Genomic DNA, 17,158 nt, shown 5'->3' on the forward strand with positions numbered 1-17,158 from the left:
CCGCGGCCTCCTTTTTTTCGTCCCGATTATGCGAGATTTCGCATAATCGGCCAATGCGACTTCAAAACATCATTTCTGCAACAAATTCGGGATTGTTGTGAGTCAGATAACGTTTATTGCAGGAATTCAGCGATAATTCCCGCGTGCCGGTTTTTGCCACGAGGTCCGCCGGGCCTCGCAATCCGCCCAGCTCGCATCCATTCGATGAAATCAAAAACCTCCTCCGTCAAGAACGAAATTGAATTGACGCTGGCGTCGTTCAAGCGCGTGTTCTTCACCGTCGGCGCCTTTTCGGCGATCAGCAACCTGCTCATGCTGGTGCCCTCCATCTACATGCTGCAGGTGTATGACCGGGTGCTGGCCAGCCGCAATGAAATCACCTTGCTGATGCTGACCTTGATGATGCTCGGCGCCTACCTGCTGATGAGCGCCCTGGAGGCGGTGCGCACCTTCGTGCTGGTGCGGGTCGGGGCCCAGTTCGACATGCGGCTCAACCAGCGGGTCTACACCGCCGCGTTCGAACAGAACCTGAAGAAATCCGGCGGCAACGCCGGCCAGGCGTTGGCCGACCTGACGAATATCCGCCAATTCCTCACCGGTAACGCCTTGTTCGCCTTCTTCGATGCGCCGTGGTTTCCGGTGTATTTGATCGTCATTTTCTTTTTCGAGCCCTCGCTCGGTCTGTTCGCCCTGGCCGGCACCGCGGTGCTGGTGGGCCTGGCCTTCATCAACGAGAAAGTGACCCGGCAGCCGCTGGCCGAAGCGAATGCGATGGCGATCGCCTCGACCACGCTGGCGACGAACAACCTGCGCAACGCCGAAGTCATCGAATCGATGGGGATGCTGCCGAACCTGATGGCGCGCTGGTTCAAACTGCACGGCAAATTCCTGCACCTGCAGGCCGAAGCGAGTGAGAAGGGCGGCCTGGTCGGCGCGGTCACCAAATTCGTCCAGGTCTCGCTGCAGTCGCTGGTGCTCGGCTTCGGCGCGCTGCTGGCCATCGAAGGCAAGATCACCCCGGGCATGATGATCGCCGCGTCGATCCTGGTCGGGCGCGCGCTGGCGCCGGTGCAGCAGGTGATCGGCGTCTGGAAGAGCTACAGCACCACGCGCAGCGCCTATGAGCGCCTGGTGACCCTGCTGGCGGCCAATCCCGCGCGTGCCGCCGGCATGGCCTTGCCCAAGCCGCTGGGCGCGCTCACGGTCGAAGGCGTGACGGCCGCGCCGCCGGGCTCCTCGATTGCCGTGATCAAGGGCCTGAACCTGGCGATCGCCGCCGGCGACGTGATCGGCGTGATCGGCCCGAGCGGCTCGGGCAAATCGACGCTGGCGCGGCTGCTGGTGGGGGTCTGGCCGGCGCAAGTGGGCAAGGTGCGGCTCGACGGCGCCGACATCTACTCCTGGAACAAGGCCGACCTGGGCCCGCACATCGGCTACCTGCCGCAGGATATCGAGCTGTTTGCCGGCTCGGTCAGCGACAACATCGCCCGCTTCGGCGAAGTCGATCCGGAGCGCGTGGTGGAAGCGGCCAAACGCGCCGGCGTGCACGACATGATCCTGCACTTCGCGCAAGGCTACGACACCCTGCTCGGCGATGGCGGCGCCGGCCTGTCCGGCGGCCAGCGCCAGCGCCTCGGGCTGGCGCGCGCGATGTACGGCGATCCGTCGGTGATCGTGCTCGACGAGCCGAACTCGAACCTGGACGACGTCGGCGAGCAGGCCCTGGTGCAGGCGTTGAGCGACCTGCGCCAGCGCGGCAAGACCATCGTCCTGATCACCCACCGCACCAGCGCGATCGGCGTGACCAACAAGCTGCTGTTGCTGCGCGACGGCGTCGCGGCGATGTTCGGCCCGACCAGCCAGGTGCTGGCGGCGCTGCAGGAGAAACAGGGACAGCCACAGGCGGCGCAATTGGCGCAGCGGCCGCGGACAAACGCGGCTGCCGCCGCCACCGAATCGAAATGAACAAGATGAAGCTTCTGAAAAAACAACCGGCCACCGACCTCGTTGCGCATGACGCGCAGGCGCCGGCGGTCGATACCGATGCGGGCGCGTACAGCAAGCTCGGATGGTGGATCGTGCTGCTCGGCGTGGGCAGCTTCCTGCTGTGGGCGTTCTGGGCGCCGCTCGACAAGGGCGTGCCGCTGTCCGGCACGGTGGCCAAGGAAAGCAACCGCCAGGCGGTGCAGCACCTGACCGGCGGCACGGTGGATGCGATCCTGGTGCGCGAGGGTGACAACGTCAAGGCCGGCCAGGTCCTGGTGCGGATGAACGGCGTGCAGGCCCGGTCGCAGTCCGACATCACGCGCGCCCAGTACTTCAACGCGCGCGGCGCCGAGGCGAGGCTGCGGGCCGAACTGGAAACGAAGAAAACCATCACGCCGCCGGCCGCGCTGGCGCCGTACAAGGCCGATCCGCGCGTGGCCGCGGTGGTGGCGCTGCAGGCCCAGCTGATGGCGTCGCGCCAGCTGGCGCTGCACAGCGAACTGGCGGCGATGGACGAAAACATCGCCGGCCTGAAGATCCAGACCCAGGGACTGCAGGATTCGCGCGACAGCAAGAAGCAGCAAATGGCGATCCTGAAGGAGCAGCTCGACAACATGCGCGAGCTGGCCAAGGATGGCTACGTGGCGCGTTCGCGACTGCTGGAAGTTGAACGCACCTACGTGCAGACCAGCGGCATGCTGTCCGAGGACATCGGCAACATCGGCCGCGCCCAGCGCCAGGTATTGGAACTGAGCCTGCGCCGCACCCAGCGCATCCAGGAATACCAGAAGGAAGTGCGCGCCACGCTGTCGGACACCGAACGCGAAGCCGAGGCGCTCGCCGCGCGCATGACGGCGCTCGATTACGAGCTGGCCAACGTCGACGTCAAGGCGCCGGTGGACGGCACCGTCGTCGGCCTGAACATCTTCACCCGCGGCGGCGTGGTCGGCCCGGGCCTTCGGATGATGGACCTGGTGCCGACCGACGATCCGCTGATCGTCGAGGGGCAGCTGCCGGTCAACCTGATCGACAAGGTGCACGCCGGCCTGCCGGTCGAACTGATCTTCTCGGCCTTCAACGCCAACAAGACGCCGCACATTCCCGGCGAGGTGATGCAGGTGTCGGCCGACCGCACCGTCGACGAGCGCACCGGTAACGCCTTCTACCGCATGAAAGCGAAGGTGACGCCGGCCGGCGCCAGGCTGATCGCGGCCAAGAAGCTCGACATCCGCTCCGGCATGCCGGTCGAACTGTTCGTCAAGACCGGCGAGCGCACGATGATGAGCTACCTGCTCAAGCCGGTGTTCGACCGCGCCAAGACGTCGATGTCGGAGGAGTAGGAGTGAAGATCGTGTCGAAAAATCAGGCGCTGCGTGCAGTGGCGGCCGCCGCGTTGATGGCCGCCAGCGCGGCGGCCGGCGCGGTGACTTTCGCCGAGGCCTACCAGGCCGCGCTGCGCAACGATCCGGCCTACCGGATGAACTACTACGAGAACGAATACGCCAGGGAGAACGTGGTGATCGGGCGCGCCGGCCTGCTGCCGAACGTCGGCGCGACCTACCAGGCCAGCCGCAACCGGGTCGACCTGGAGGGCGCCGACTTCCTGGGGCGTCCGACCCTGACCCATCCCGAGTACATCAGCCGCGCGGCCGCGGTACAGCTGCGCCAGCCGCTGCTGAACCTCGAAGCGATCGCGGCCTACCGCCAGAGCAAGGTGCAGGCCGAAGCGAGCGAGGCGCAGTACCGCACCCGCGGCGGCGAAGTCGTGCTGCGCGTGGCCGGCGCCTACCTCGACGCGCTGCTGTCGGACGACGCGCTGGCGCTGGCGCTGGCGCAGCGCGACACCTATATCGAACAGGCCAAGGTCAACCAGCGCCTGTTCGAAAAAGGCGAGGGCACCCGCACCGACATGCTCGAGACCCAGGCGCGGCTGGACCAGGCCGAGGCCCAGGTGCTCGAAGCGCGCGACACGCTGGCCAACAGCCGCAACGCGCTGGCGGCGGTGATCGGCATGGAGCCGGGCGTGCTGCAGCCGCTGGCGCCGGCCTTCCGTTTTTCGGCGCTGTCGCCGGCCGGCTACGACGACTGGAAAGCGATCGCGCTGGCGAATAATCCGGACCTGGCCGCGGCGCGCCTGACGGTGGAGGCGGGACGTCTGGAAGTGCAGAAGGCCCAGGCCCGGCACGCGCCGCGCATCGACCTGGTGGCGACCTATTCGAAGAACGACGCGGAGACGGTCAACACCTACAACCAGCACAGCGTCAACCGCGCGATCGGCGTGCAGGTGAACGTGCCCTTGTATGCGGGCGGGCAGGTCAGCGCGATGGCGCGCCAGGCGGTGGACGGTTACGAGCGGGCCAGGGCCGACCTGCAGGCGCGCACCGACCGCGTAATGATCGAGCTGCGCAAGGCGCACGGCATCACGGTGAGCAGCGTGGCGCGCATCGCCGCGCTCGACAAGGCGGTGGCGTCGGCCCAGTTGCTGGTCAAGGCGACCGAGCAGAGCATCAAGGGCGGCGTGCGCATCAATCTCGACCTGCTCAACGCGCAGCAGCAGCTGACCGGCGTGCGGCGCGACCTGGCGCAGGCGCGCTACGTCTACCTGGTGGCGCAGCTGCGCCTGCGCGCGGCGGCGGGCACGCTGTCGGCGGCCGATGTGGGCGAGGTGGCGGGCTACTTCCGCTGAGCGTGCGAAAGCGCGGATGAGCCAAAGCCGGAGCCGGGATACTCCGGCTTTTTTCATGGCGCGGGCCGCAGATTATCCAAGGTTTTGCATAATTCTATCGAAAATACGCAAATTGATCCGAACGGACTAACGCTTGGTCATAAAGCTGTCATAGCCAGCACTTAATATCACTTTTGCCATAAATCAATATGTTTTGCTAAGTAGATCACTAATGTTGATTGATGAGTAAGAAATTGCCGTCCTGGCACGGCTTTTTCGCAACAGATATTATATTTATTTTAAGAAACTTTTAAAAATAGAATTAAGTTTTCCCTAGGTAAAACCGGATTTATTCGGATTTGGTCTCAATTCAGCAATGAAATTGAATTTGCGTTAGCTCAAGCGCATAGGCATATTACTCCGCGGAAGCACCGGCTTTCCGAGGCGAACAATAACGAAGAGGCTCAGGTATGAACGGAAAAAATCAGTTCGGCAAGCAATCCTTGCCGCGTCGCGCACTGCTCGCGATGGCATTGGCAGCAATCAATTTCGGCGCCCTGGCGCAACATCTTGAAGAAGACCACCGCGAATTCGAGGCCACGCTGTACGCGCCGTACGCCGCGGGCCCCCAGGGCAGCCGCAGCTTCGCGCTGAATTTCTCCTATCCCTTCGTCGAAAGCGCCCAGGACATCGCCTGGCGCCTCGAACTGCTCGACGCGCGCGGCTATGTCGTGCAACGCTGGCAGGGCATCGAGCGCCTGACCGGTGCGCCGCGTAAAGTCAATGTCGACTGGGCCGCCCGCAGCGCCGACCCGAGCCTGGCCGATGGCGTGTACACCGTGCGCATGCTGGCCGCGGCCCACCCGGCCAAGGGCGCCAAGGTCGGCAGCACCAGCCGCGAAGCGGTCGACGCGCTGCTCGCCGGCGCCGAGGAAACCGAAGAACAGAAATGGGACATCGTGGTTGGCGCGCTGCCGGCCGCCCCGATGCCGAGCGCCGCCACGCTGGCCGCGCCCGCGCCGAAAGCCAAGGGCTCGACGCTGCAAACCATGGCGGCGCAGTCCAAAACCGTCTCGGACGCCGGCGTCACGCTGGCGGCGCCGACGATGGCCGCCGCGTCCACCGCCGGCACCTCGCTGCCCGGCTACACGGTCTACTTCGGCAACCTGCACAGTCAGACCAACCATAGCGATGGCGGTGGCGCGCTGTCGTCCTGCACCGGCGCCCAGAATCCGCAGTCTGGCACCGCCGGCGGCCCGACCCAGGCCTACACCTACGCGATGAACAAGGGCCTCGATTTCCTGATGGCCTCCGAGCACAACCACATGTACGACGGCTCGGACAGCACCAACAACAACGCCAACGCCGCCAATGCGCGCGCGCTGTACCAGTCCGGCCTGACCGCCGCGTCCAGCTTCAATGCCGCCAACCCCAACTTCCTCGGGATCTACGGCCTGGAGTGGGGTGTGATCAACAACGGCGGTCACATGAACATTTTCAACACCAATGAATTGCTGGGTTGGGAATCGAACAGCAGCGGCCAGCTGATCGGCGACACCTACACGGCCAAGGGCGACTACGCCGCCCTGTACACCCTGATGGCGCAGCGCGGCTGGGTCGGCCAGTTCAACCACCCATCGACCAGCGGCCAGTTCCAGGTCAACGGCAAGGCGCTCGGCTACACGCCGGACGGCGACACCGCGATGGCCCTGTGCGAAGTGCTCAACACCTCGGCCTTCTCGACCAACACGACGGAAACGGAAACCAGCCGCAGCAACTACGAGGCCGCCTGCAACAAGGCGCTCGAAGCGGGCTTCCACGTGGCGTTTTCGACCGACCAGGATAACCACTGCGCCAACTGGGGCGCGTCCTACACCAACCGCACCGGCGTGCTGATCCCGAGCGGCACCCCGCTGAGCAACGCCAGCTTCATTCAGGCATTGAAGGATCGCCGCGTGTTCGCCACCATGGACAAGGCCTCGCAGCTGATCTTCACCGCCAACGGTCACGTGATGGGCGAGCGCTTCTACAACAGCGGGCCGCTGGACCTGGCCGCCAGCTTTTCCAACGCCAACGGCAAGTCGGTCTCCACGGTGACGATCTACGAGGGCGTCCCTGGCCGCAATGGCACCGTGTCGGTACTGGTCAACTCCGCCAGCGCCAGCATCGTCCCGACCATCGGCGAGCACTTCTACTACGCCAAGGCCACCCAGGCCGACGGCAACATCCTGTGGTCGGCCCCGGTGTGGGTGACCCAGACCAACGGCACCGGCGACTACATCAAGCCGACCGTCAGCGGCAGTGTGACCGGCACCAGCGGCGACATCACCCTGTCCGCCGACGCCAGCGACGACACCGGCGTGACGATGGTCGAGTTCTACATCGACAACGCGTTGGTTCAGGCTACCGGCATCACGCCGTACTCGACCACGTTCAATTCGACCACCCTGACCAACGGCAACCACCGCCTGGTCGTCAAAGCCTACGACGCGGCCAACAACGTCGGCGTCTCGACCGCCGTCACCTTCGCGGTGAGCAACGCGATCGTCGACACCGCCGCACCGGTGGTGTCGGCCAGCGAGACCGGGCAAATGGGCAGCGTGACCCTGAGCGCGGCGGCGTCCGACAACGTCGGCGTCACCAAGGTCGAATTCTACGTCGACGGCAGCCTGGCCGGCTCGACCACCGCGGCGCCGTACAGCCTGGCGCTCGATTCGACCCTGCTGACCAACGGCAGCCACAACGTGACGGCCAAGGCCTACGACGCGGCCAACAACATCGGCAGCTCGGCCGCCTTTGCCTTCACGATCAACAATCCGGACGCGGTCGCCCCGGTCGTGACGGCAAGCGAGAGCGGCACCAGCGGCACCATCACGCTGTCCGCCGCGACCTCCGACAACGTCGGCGTGACCAAGGTGGAGTTCTATGTCGACGGCGTGCTGAAGGGCACCTCGCTGGCCGCGCCGTATTCGCTGGCGCTGAACTCGACCCAGCTGAGCAATGGCAGCCACAGCCTGGTCGCCAAGGCCTATGACGCGGCCGGCAACATGGGCGCCTCGGCTCCGCTGAGCTTCTCGGTCAGCAACAGCACCACCAACCTGATCCTCAACGGCGGCTTCGAGTCGGGCGCCACCAAGTGGACCGCGACTGCCGGCGTGATCAACAAGGACCCGAGCGAAGCGGCGCGCACCGGCACCTACAAGGCCTGGCTGAACGGCGCCGGCACCGCCGGCACGGCCTCGCTGGCGCAGAAGGTGACGATCCCGTCGACCTCCGCTTCCGCAACGCTCAGCTTCTGGCTGCGCGTGACGTCCGAGGAAACGGGCGCGGCGCCGGTCGACACCTTGCAGGTGCAGCTGCGCAACAGCAGCGGCGCCGTGCTGGCGACGCTGGCCACCTACTCGAACCTGGACAAGGGCACGGTCTACGTGCAAAAGAACTTCGACCTGACCGCCTACAAGGGCCAGGCCGTGACCGTGACTTTCGCCGGCGCCGAAAATGAAGGGGCAGCGACCTCCTTCATCATCGACGACGTCAGCGTCAATGTGCAATAAGGAAAACTCGACATGTCCAAACTATTCTTCAAGCTCTCGACCGGCAGTCTCACCCAGGACTGGTCCAACCAGTCCCTGATTACGACCAACAACGACTGGAGCGGCGTCGCCAGCATCGTCGGCTATAACGGCGTCGGCGTCGTCAGCGGCACCGCCAAGGACCCGGCGCTGGCGCTGACCGACGGCGTGACGTCGACCGTCAACGTGCTCGCCAACCAGACCAATCCGAACACCTTGACCAACGGCGGCGTGGCCGAGTTCAACATTGCCAATCCGGTCGTCGCGCTGCAGGGCTCGGGCTCGGCCAACGCGCCCAACCTCGTGCTCTACCTCGACTCGACCGGAATGGAGAACGTGCGCCTGAACCTGGACTTGCGCGACGTCGACGGCAGCGGCGACAACGCAGTCCAGCCAATCGCGATCCAGTACCGCATCGGCGACACCGGCAACTGGACCAACCTGCCGAGCGCCTACACCGCCGACGCCAGCGCGGGCCCGAACCTGGCGACCCTGTCGACCCACATCAATGTGCTGCTGCCGGCCATCGCCAACAATCAGCCTCAGGTGGAAATCCGCATCATCACGACCGACGCGGTCGGTAGCGACGAGTGGATCGGCATCGACAACATCGCTGTCACCAGCACCGCCATCGTCGTCGCCGCCGACACCACGGCGCCGACGATCGCGGCATCGGCGCCGGCCGACAACGCCACCAACGTGGCGGCCGGCGCCAACCTGACCCTGACCTTCAGCGAAGCGGTCAACCTCGGCACCGGCACCATCACGCTGAGCGACAACGCCGGCGACCTGCGTACAATCTCGGTCACCGACAGCAGCCAGGTCAGCCTGAACGGCCAAGTCATGACGATCAATCCGTCGGCCGACCTCAAGCTCAGCTCCACCTATCACCTGACGCTGTCGGCCGGCGCCGTGGTCGACGCGGCCGGCAACGCCTTCGCCGGCAACGCCGCCAATCCGGTCGACTTCGCCACCGCGCTGAAGCTGACCGGTATCTACGACATCCAGGGCGCTGGCCACACCTCGGCGCTGGTCGGCCAGACCATCCACACCAGCGGCGTGGTCACCGCGATCGACACCAGCGGCAACAAGGGCTACTGGATCCAGGACGCGGCCGGCGACGGCAACAACGCCACCTCCGACGCGATCTTCGTCTCGTCGGCGACCACCACTGCCGTCAAGGTCGGCGACCTGGTCGACCTGCAAGGCGTGGTCGAGGAAAGCACCAACGTCGGCACCAACAGCAACAACCTGACCGTCACGCAACTGAACTCGGTGCAGAACCTGGTCGTCGTCAGCCACAACAACGCGGTCGCCGCCACCATCATCGGCGAAGGCGGCCGCGCGGTGCCCGGCGAAGTGGCCGACAGCGACAATTTCGGCGCGTTCAATCCGGACCACGACGCCATCGATTTCTACGAATCGGTCGAGGGCATGCTGCTGACGGCCAGGAACGTCCAGGTGGTCAGCAATTCCGTGTCGGGCGCGACCTACGTCGTGACCGACGGCGCCAGCGGCGCGAACGACCGCGGCGGCGTCACCAACTCGCTGGGCGACGTCAACCCCGAGCGCTTCCAGCTGTACGCCGACACCGGCGTGACGGCCGGCATCACCGGCACCTACACCACCGGCGACACGCTGGGCGATGTCACCGGCGTGATGAGCTACTACAACGGCAACTACGAGCTGCTGCCGACCTCGCTGCCGGCGCCTGCCGTGCACCATGCCGCCTCGCGCGAGACCACCAGCCTGACCGGCGACGTCACCCATCTGTCGGTGGCCAGCTACAACCTGGGCAGCCTGAGCGTGAATGACAGCCAGGCCAAGTACGACGCGCTGGCGCACGACATCGTGGCCAACCTGGCCGGTCCCGACCTGCTGGGCCTCGAAGGCGTGCAGGACAGCAACGGCAACATCGGCGGCGAGCTCGGCGCCGACCTCACGATCGGCCGGCTGATCGACGCCATCGTCGCCGCCGGCGGCCCGCGCTACCAGTTCGCGCAGGTCGACCCGTCCGACGAAAACACCAGCGGCGGCACCATCAACACCAACGTGCGCAGCGTTGTGCTGTACAACCCGAACCGTGTCGACTATGTGGAAGAATCGGCGCGCCTGCTCGACGACACCCATTCCGCCACCGGCGACGCATTCGCCAACGCGGTGCACCCGCTGGCGGCCGACTTCACCTTCCGCGGCGAGACCATCACCTACATCGGCGTGGACATGGCCAGCCGCGCCGGCGGCGACGAGATGTTCGGCAAGAATCAGCCGGCCACCATCGTCGGCGACGCGCTGCGCGCCGATCAGATCGGCTCGGTGCAGGACTTCGTCGCCGAACTGCAGGCCGCCAATCCGGGCAGGCACATCGTGGTGGGCGGCAATTTCAACGCCTACCAGTTCGACACGGCGATGACCTCGCTGGCAAGCGGCGCCGGCCTGGTCAACCTGGCCGACACGCTGAGCGCGACCGACCGCTACACCGCCGCCAGCAACGGCAGCAATTCCCAGCTCGACCACCTGCTGGTGTCGTCCGGCCTGGCCGGCGGCGCGCAGTTCGACAACGTTCACTTCAACACCAACCAGGCCGCCAACACCACCCAGAGCGAGCGCGATCCGGTGCTGGGCACCTTCTACATCAACAGCGCGCCGGTCGCCGTGGCCGACAGCTTCAGCCTCGACGAAGACGCCACCTTGACGCTCAACGCCCTGCAAGGCGTGCTGGCCAACGACAAGGACATCAACCAGGACACCCTGGCGGTGAGCCTGGTCAGCGGCACGGCGCACGGTAGCCTGGCGCTGAACGCCGACGGCTCGTTCACCTACACGCCGGATGCCAACTACCACGGCGTCGACAGCTTCAGCTACCAGCTGGGCGATGGCCACGGCGCCAGCTCGGGCATCGTCACCGCGCAGTTCACGGTGGCGTCGGTGGACGACGCGCCGGTGCTGAGCGCCGATGCGGCCGGCAACGTGCTGGTCGAGGACGGCCAGAACGGTCCCGGCGTCGACTCCGCCGTGGTCCAGCTGCACGTGAGCGACATCGACAGCGCCGTGCTGGAGTTCGGCAACGACGGCTGGATCTCCCAGGGCGACGGCCTGTTCACCCAGGACGGCCTGTACGGCACCGCCACGCTCGACACCAACAGCATGACCGTCTCCTACCAGCTCGACAACGGCCTGGGCGACACCGATGCGCTGGCCGAAGGCGCGCCGGCGCAGGACCTGTTCATGGTCAGCCTGAGCGATGGCTCGACCACGGTCAGCGTGCCCGTCACCTTCGACATCCTGGGCGCCAACGACACCCCGTACGGCAAGGCCGACAAGGCCGTCGTGACGGAAGACGCGAGCGTGCTGGTCAATGTGCTGGCCAATGACGGCGACGCCGACGGCGACGCGCTGACCATCATCCTCGATGGCGCCAAGTCCAGCCTGGGCGCGACGCTGACGCTGGTCGACGGCCAGGTGCGCTACAGCGCGGACGTCGACGCCTTCGACCTGCTGGCCGCCAACACCAGCGTGATCGACCGCTTCACCTACCGCGTCTCCGACGGCCACGGCGGCGTGTCGGGTCCGATGTCGGTGCAGGTGACGGTGAAGGAGGGCGGCGACAACCTGATCCTGTCCGGCAGCGACCGCAACGACGTGTTCAACGTTGCGCTCGGCAAGGACACCACCTACGACGGCGGCAAGGGCAACGACACCATCACCGGCAACAGCGGCCTCGACGTCCTGCTCGGCGGCGACGGCAACGACAACATCGACGGCGGCGCCGGCAACGACATCCTGTCGGGCAACGACGGCGTCGACGAGCTGTTCGGCGGCGACGGCAACGACTCGCTCGACGGCGGCCTCGGCAACGACCGCCTCTACGGCGGCAACGGCGACGACAAGCTGCTCGGCGCCGAAGGCAACGACTGGCTCGACGGTGGCAGCGGCAACGACGTGCTCAACGGCGGCGTCGGCAACGACAAGCTGGACGGCGGCAGCGGCGACGACCAGCTGCAGGGCGGCGCCGGCAACGACCAGCTGACCGGCGGCGCGGGCAACGACGTCTTCGTGTTCGGCGCCAACAGCGGCCACGACACCATCTTCGACTTCAATCCGGGCAGCGACATCATCGTGACCGGCTACAGCGAGGCGGGCGGGGCTGTGGCGCCGGCGGCGGCATGGAGCATCGTCAACACCGACACCGACGGCAATGGCACGGCGGACGCGGTGGTGATCAGCGGCGGCAGCCTGGGCGGCGACAGCGTGACGCTGGCCGGCTGGACGGTCGCGACCCTGATCGGCCAGCACTACCTGGACGGGCAAGGCCACGTCATCGGCGCCTGGCTGCACTAAAAATCGCAGCGGTCCGGCACGCTGTTCGCGCCGGCCCGCTCGTCGATTCGCCTTTTTTTGATTGCGCATGTGTCCGGAAACGACACATGCGCTTTTTTTTGCCCAATCCACATCTTCATCGGAACCCTTGCTGCGCCCACTGCCGCAGGGCGACGGGATCTGAAGACCGGCGTTTATTCGGCAAACCCGGAAACAGCCGCACAAAATCGTATTGTCAAAGCCGGGCTTCTTGGTGCATAGTGAAACAGAAGTTGTTCATCAGTCACACTATTGCTGAAAATTACATCGCCTCATGTCCGCATCCATCCTCGTCGTCGACGCCGCGCCCTCGGTCCAGCAGTTGATCGAACTGAACCTGACCCGCGCCGGGCACCGGGTCGATTGCGTGCCGGATGCCGAAGCGGCCATGGCCGTGCTCGCCGCGACCTTGCCGGAGATGGTGCTGCTCGAATGGGATTTGCCCGGCCAGGACGGCATCGCGCTGATCCGCCGGCTGCGCGCCCATCCGCGCGCGCGCGACGTGCCGATCATCATGGTGTCGGCGCGCGACAGCGAGCACGACAAGATACTGGCGCTCGAATCGGGCGCCGACGACTACATCACCAAGCCTTTCGGTCCGCGTGAAATGATCGCGCGCATTCACGCCCTGCTGCGCCGCCGCGCGCCGCAGGCGGGCGCCGACACGGTGCAGATGGCCGGCCTGCGGCTCGACCCGAGCACGCACCGCGTCACCGCCGGCGCCCAGCAGATCACGCTCGGCCGTATCGAATTTCGCCTGCTCAATTTCCTGATGCACCATCCGGAACGCGTGCACAGCCGCGCCCAGCTGCTCGACAAGGTGTGGGGCGACCATGTCTTCCTCGATGAGCGCACGGTCGACACCCACGTCGGCCGCCTGCGCAGCGCCTTGCAGGCCAGCGGCCACCAGGAGCACATCGAAACCGTGCGCGGCAGCGGCTACCGCTTCGTCGCCTGGGATGCGCGCGTCAAGCTCGGCTGGCAAAGCGCCGCCTGAAGCAGGTAGGGCGTGGAACCGGTCATCCTCAGCAAGCTCGAGCAGGAATACCTGCTGCGGGTGATCGAGTCGGCGCACCAGGTGCGCGACGCGCGCCAGTTCTTCCTCTGGACCCAGGGCCAGCTGCAGGCGCTGCTGCCGCATCAACTGATGCTGTGCATGCAGTTCGACGCCGCCGGCGCGCTGCTGCGCCTCGACCCCATCCACGCCGGCGTGCTCGACGACGCGGCGCTGCGGCGCCTGACCGATCCCGCCCACGGCCTGGCGGCGCGGCTGGCGCGCCACTGCCGCAACAGCGACCGGCTGCCGGCGATGACGGGCGGCGGACGGCGCGCCGGCGACGCCATGCTCGAACCATACCGGGCCGAACTGAGCGCCGCCGGTTTTGACCACATGGTGGTGCACGGCAGCGGCGCGCTGGCCGGCGGCGCCACCTTGTTCGTGCTATGCGGCTGGGCCGAGCGCCCGGCCGCGCGCCACGCCTATTTCCTCGCGCTGCTGCTGCCCTACCTGCACATGGCGCTGCTGCGGCTGTCGGCCGGGGGCAGTCCCGCGCCGGCGCCCCAGGAGGCGCTGGCGCGCCCGCTCAGCGCGCGCGAAACCGAGATCCTGCGCTGGGTGCGCGAAGGCAAGAGCAACTTCGAGGTCGGCTGCATCCTCGGCATCAGCGCGCTCACCGTCAAGAACCACCTGCAGCGCATCTACCGCGCGCTCGGGGTCAGCAACCGCACCCATGCGCTGGCGCGCTGCCTGTCGCTGCGCCTGCTCGAGCCGGGGATCTGAGGGTGGCCACCAAGGTCTGACCCCGCGCGTCAGAGCGTCGACCCCAAGCCAAAATGAAAAAAGCCGCCGGATTGCGCCGGCGGCTTTCGGACCAGCGTGCGTCGATTACCAGCCGATATCCTTCAGCAGTTCGAGCGTCAGGTCGTTCGGCGCGGAGTTCGACTGCGTCAGGTCCGGATTGATCGCCGGCTCCATCAGCTGGTTGCGCTTGGCCGCCGTGTTGTAGTGCGAAACCGACGAACCCTGCTGGTACGCGGAAGGCGTGTACATGGTAATGCGGCCAGCCGCATCGGTGCCTGGCAGCACGGTCTTCGACATAGCCAGCGAGGCGACGGTGCCCGAGGTATTGCCGTTGAGCTTGGTCAGGCTGGCGGCGAGCAGGGCGCCGTCGGCCTGGCTGATGCGGACCGATGGGATCGTGATGCTGCCGTCGGCGCCGCCCAGTTCGGCCAGCGGACCCGGTGCGTTGTCGGAGACGATCACGGCGATCGCGCCGGCGTCCTGGGCGTGCTTGACCTTGATCGTGAACGCGCAGGTGCCGCGGCTGACCAGGGCGATGCTGTTCTTCACCGCGGCCGCGTTGGCCGCGTTCAGCGCGGTGCAGGCGACGCCAGGGCTGTCCGACTGCAGCGCCACCGGCATCACCTGGCCCGTTACCCCTGCGTTCGTCAAGCGTGGGCCGAATTGCGCGTCGGCGACAGCGTACATGCCGCCAGCGGCGCCGGCGCCGGCGCCGGTCACGCGCATTTCAGGCGCGCCCAGCACTCTCGGAACGGCCTGGGTTACCTTGGCGCCGGTCCACGACAGGCCGCCTGGCTTGAGCGACGACGCAGCGCGCTCGGCATTGGTCATGTTCGCCCACAGCTTGTTGGTGGTGTTGTCGAGCAGGAAGTGATCCCAGATCGATGGAAGACCGGCCAGCTGTTCGCCAGGGAAAGTTGCCGTTGCGCCATTGGTAAAGGTCTGGAAGCCGAGGCCGTGACCCATCTCGTGCAGGAGAACGGTCACGAAGTCGACGTTAGCGCCATGGTTCGAGTCCAGGCCCAGGTAAAAATAGGTATTGGTCAGGCAGCCAGGCTTGCCCAGGTTCGAGTTGAAGTTGGCGTTGATCTGCGCGCTTGGCGTGTCGGAGATTTCGCTGCCATACAGCTTGTTGGCCAGGGCGTAGGAGTACAGCGTGCCCTCTTTCGTCGCGCCTGGGAAGTTGTAGTAGATTTTGGTGGCGCCAGCGCTGCCCAAGGTGGCCCCGGAGGCGGTGCAGGCGAGTGGCCGGAATTGCGCGTTGATGACGATCGGCGTCTTGCTGGTCAGGGTCTTGCCCCAGATGTTGGCAGCGTAGGTGAACGCGATCAGGCGTTGCTCGCCCAGCGTCGTGCCGGTGTTGCCGCCGACGGGCGTGGCCGGGGTCGGATCATTGAAGCCGATGCCTGGTGCGTTCAGGTTGTTGATCTTGATTGAGACGTCGGCCTGGGCGACGCCGGCCGCGCACGACAACGCCAGGGCCGCGGCGATCAGGGTGAGGGAGGGACGCTTATTGCACTTCATGCTGGTGCTCCTTGGATTCCGTGGTTGCCGGGGTCGACATCGCTGCTTGCGCCGAGGCGGCGCCTGTCACGCATTGCAGGACCAGTTCGCCTGCTGCGTTACGCGTCATCACCGAGTAGGTCATCGTGTCTTCGTCGGGCGTGATCTCGATTGCGCCATTCGACTGGCGCACTGGGACGCCGGCCGCCGGGGCCTTGGCAGCCGCGCGGGCGGCGGCGCCTTCTGCTTTCATGGCTGCGCGCTCGGCGGCGCGGGCCGCTTGCAGCTCCTGCTGCTCAGAAGCGGTCGGCTCGCGCATGCGGCCGGTGGCTGGATCCTTGAACGCCGTCTGGCTGGCCTGGCCGGCGGCGAACGCCGAACCGGAGAGCGCGAGGGCCGCAATGGCGGCCACACGGCTCATCAATAAAACTTGTTTTTGCATGTCATGTCTCTCAGAAAGATGTATTTACATTCAGTGCCAAGCATTTCCCATGTCCCACTTTTCTTAGCTGGTTGTTAGCGAATATAGCTTCGGAGATAACTTGTGTGAGAAAAATCTTAACGTTTATTCTCCTTATTTTTTACGAATGCGACATATTTCCTTCGGGTTCCTCTCTGAAACGCCGTTCATTTGCTGCAACGCGCCATGTTGTTTTTGGACACTTGAATGATGTTGGGAAAATGCTTAGTGCATAGGAAAGAAAAATTTGGCGACGGCACTTTCGCTGTGGTAGCCTTTGACGCCCGAATTGCCATGTTTTCATTCTGGCGAGGCGGCGTCGATTACCGCGGCGGCATGGGCGTCACATCACTGGATCATCGAAGGAGCAGGACATGGCCGAATTACATTTCCGGGGCGAGCGCCAGCGCGGCTTCACGCTGCTCGAGCTGCTGGTCGTGATCGTCATCATCGGCCTGCTGGCCGCCTATGTCGGGCCCAAATATTTTTCGCAGCTGGGCAAGTCGGAAGTGACCATCGCCCGTGCCCAGATCGGCGCGTTCGAAAAATCGCTCGACACCTACCGGCTCGACGTCGGCCGCTACCCGAACACCGAAGAAGGCCTGGCCGCGCTGCTGACCGCACCCGCCAGCGGCGCCGCCCGATGGAACGGTCCCTACCTGAAGAAGGCGGTGCCGCTCGATCCGTGGGGCCATCCGTTCCAGTACCGCGCGCCGGGCCCGAAAGGCGAATTCGAAATCCTCTCGCTGGGCCGCGACGGCCAGCCGGGCGGCGCCGGCGAAGACGCCGACATCACCAACTGACCGGGATCC

General features: G+C 65.8%; 10 protein-coding genes. 8 read left to right on the forward strand and 2 right to left on the reverse strand.

Annotated features, from left to right (window positions below; translation table 11 throughout):
• Positions 1–204 precede the first annotated feature (204 nt).
• The 7 genes from AC1D02_RS03040 (at position 205) to epsA (ending at position 14,362) form a co-directional block, all read left to right on the forward strand.
• On the forward strand, positions 205–1,965 hold the full coding sequence (locus AC1D02_RS03040) for a type I secretion system permease/ATPase (protein WP_477313555.1): 1,761 nt from the start codon (positions 205–207) through the stop codon (positions 1,963–1,965).
• A gap of 5 nt (positions 1,966–1,970) precedes the next feature.
• On the forward strand, positions 1,971–3,326 hold the full coding sequence (locus tag AC1D02_RS03045) for an HlyD family type I secretion periplasmic adaptor subunit (RefSeq protein ID WP_477313556.1): 1,356 nt from the start codon (positions 1,971–1,973) through the stop codon (positions 3,324–3,326).
• A gap of 11 nt (positions 3,327–3,337) precedes the next feature.
• On the forward strand, positions 3,338–4,672 hold the full coding sequence (locus AC1D02_RS03050; protein WP_477313558.1) for a TolC family outer membrane protein: 1,335 nt from the start codon (positions 3,338–3,340) through the stop codon (positions 4,670–4,672).
• A gap of 449 nt (positions 4,673–5,121) precedes the next feature.
• Complete coding sequence (locus AC1D02_RS03055) at positions 5,122–8,205, forward strand: Ig-like domain-containing protein (protein WP_477313560.1); 3,084 nt, start codon at positions 5,122–5,124, stop codon at positions 8,203–8,205.
• 12 nt (positions 8,206–8,217) lie between these two features.
• The gene (locus tag AC1D02_RS03060) at positions 8,218–12,564 is read left to right on the forward strand and encodes an Ig-like domain-containing protein (protein ID WP_477313562.1); all 4,347 of its coding nucleotides are present in this window, start codon (positions 8,218–8,220) and stop codon (positions 12,562–12,564) included.
• Between the two features lie 292 nt (positions 12,565–12,856).
• Positions 12,857–13,579 (forward strand): winged helix-turn-helix domain-containing protein, encoded by a 723-nt coding sequence (locus AC1D02_RS03065; protein ID WP_477313564.1) that lies wholly within the window; start codon positions 12,857–12,859, stop codon positions 13,577–13,579.
• A gap of 12 nt (positions 13,580–13,591) precedes the next feature.
• Complete coding sequence (epsA, locus tag AC1D02_RS03070) at positions 13,592–14,362, forward strand: XrtB/PEP-CTERM-associated transcriptional regulator EpsA (RefSeq protein WP_477313566.1); 771 nt, start codon at positions 13,592–13,594, stop codon at positions 14,360–14,362.
• Positions 14,363–14,467: 105 nt separating this feature from the next.
• Here the strand turns inward: epsA and AC1D02_RS03075 are convergent, their stop codons facing one another.
• Both AC1D02_RS03075 and AC1D02_RS03080 read right to left on the reverse strand, forming a co-directional pair.
• Positions 14,468–15,907, reverse strand: a complete 1,440-nt coding sequence (locus tag AC1D02_RS03075) for a PA domain-containing protein (protein WP_477313568.1) — start codon at positions 15,905–15,907, stop codon at positions 14,468–14,470.
• Positions 15,894–16,328 carry a post-PEP-CTERM-1 domain-containing protein gene (locus AC1D02_RS03080; RefSeq protein WP_477313570.1) on the reverse strand — a complete coding sequence of 145 codons (435 nt, stop codon included), beginning with the start codon at positions 16,326–16,328 and terminating at the stop codon, positions 15,894–15,896. Before AC1D02_RS03080 ends, AC1D02_RS03075 begins: the two co-directional genes overlap by 14 nt.
• Before the next feature lie 392 nt (positions 16,329–16,720).
• On the opposite strand from AC1D02_RS03080, the gene gspG reads away from it, so the two are divergent.
• Positions 16,721–17,149: a type II secretion system major pseudopilin GspG gene (gspG, locus tag AC1D02_RS03085; RefSeq protein ID WP_477313572.1), complete on the forward strand. Its 429-nt coding sequence runs from the start codon at positions 16,721–16,723 to the stop codon at positions 17,147–17,149.
• The last annotated feature ends 9 nt before the right edge of the window (positions 17,150–17,158 follow it).

This window comes from Massilia sp. P1_C10 (assembly GCF_056406475.1).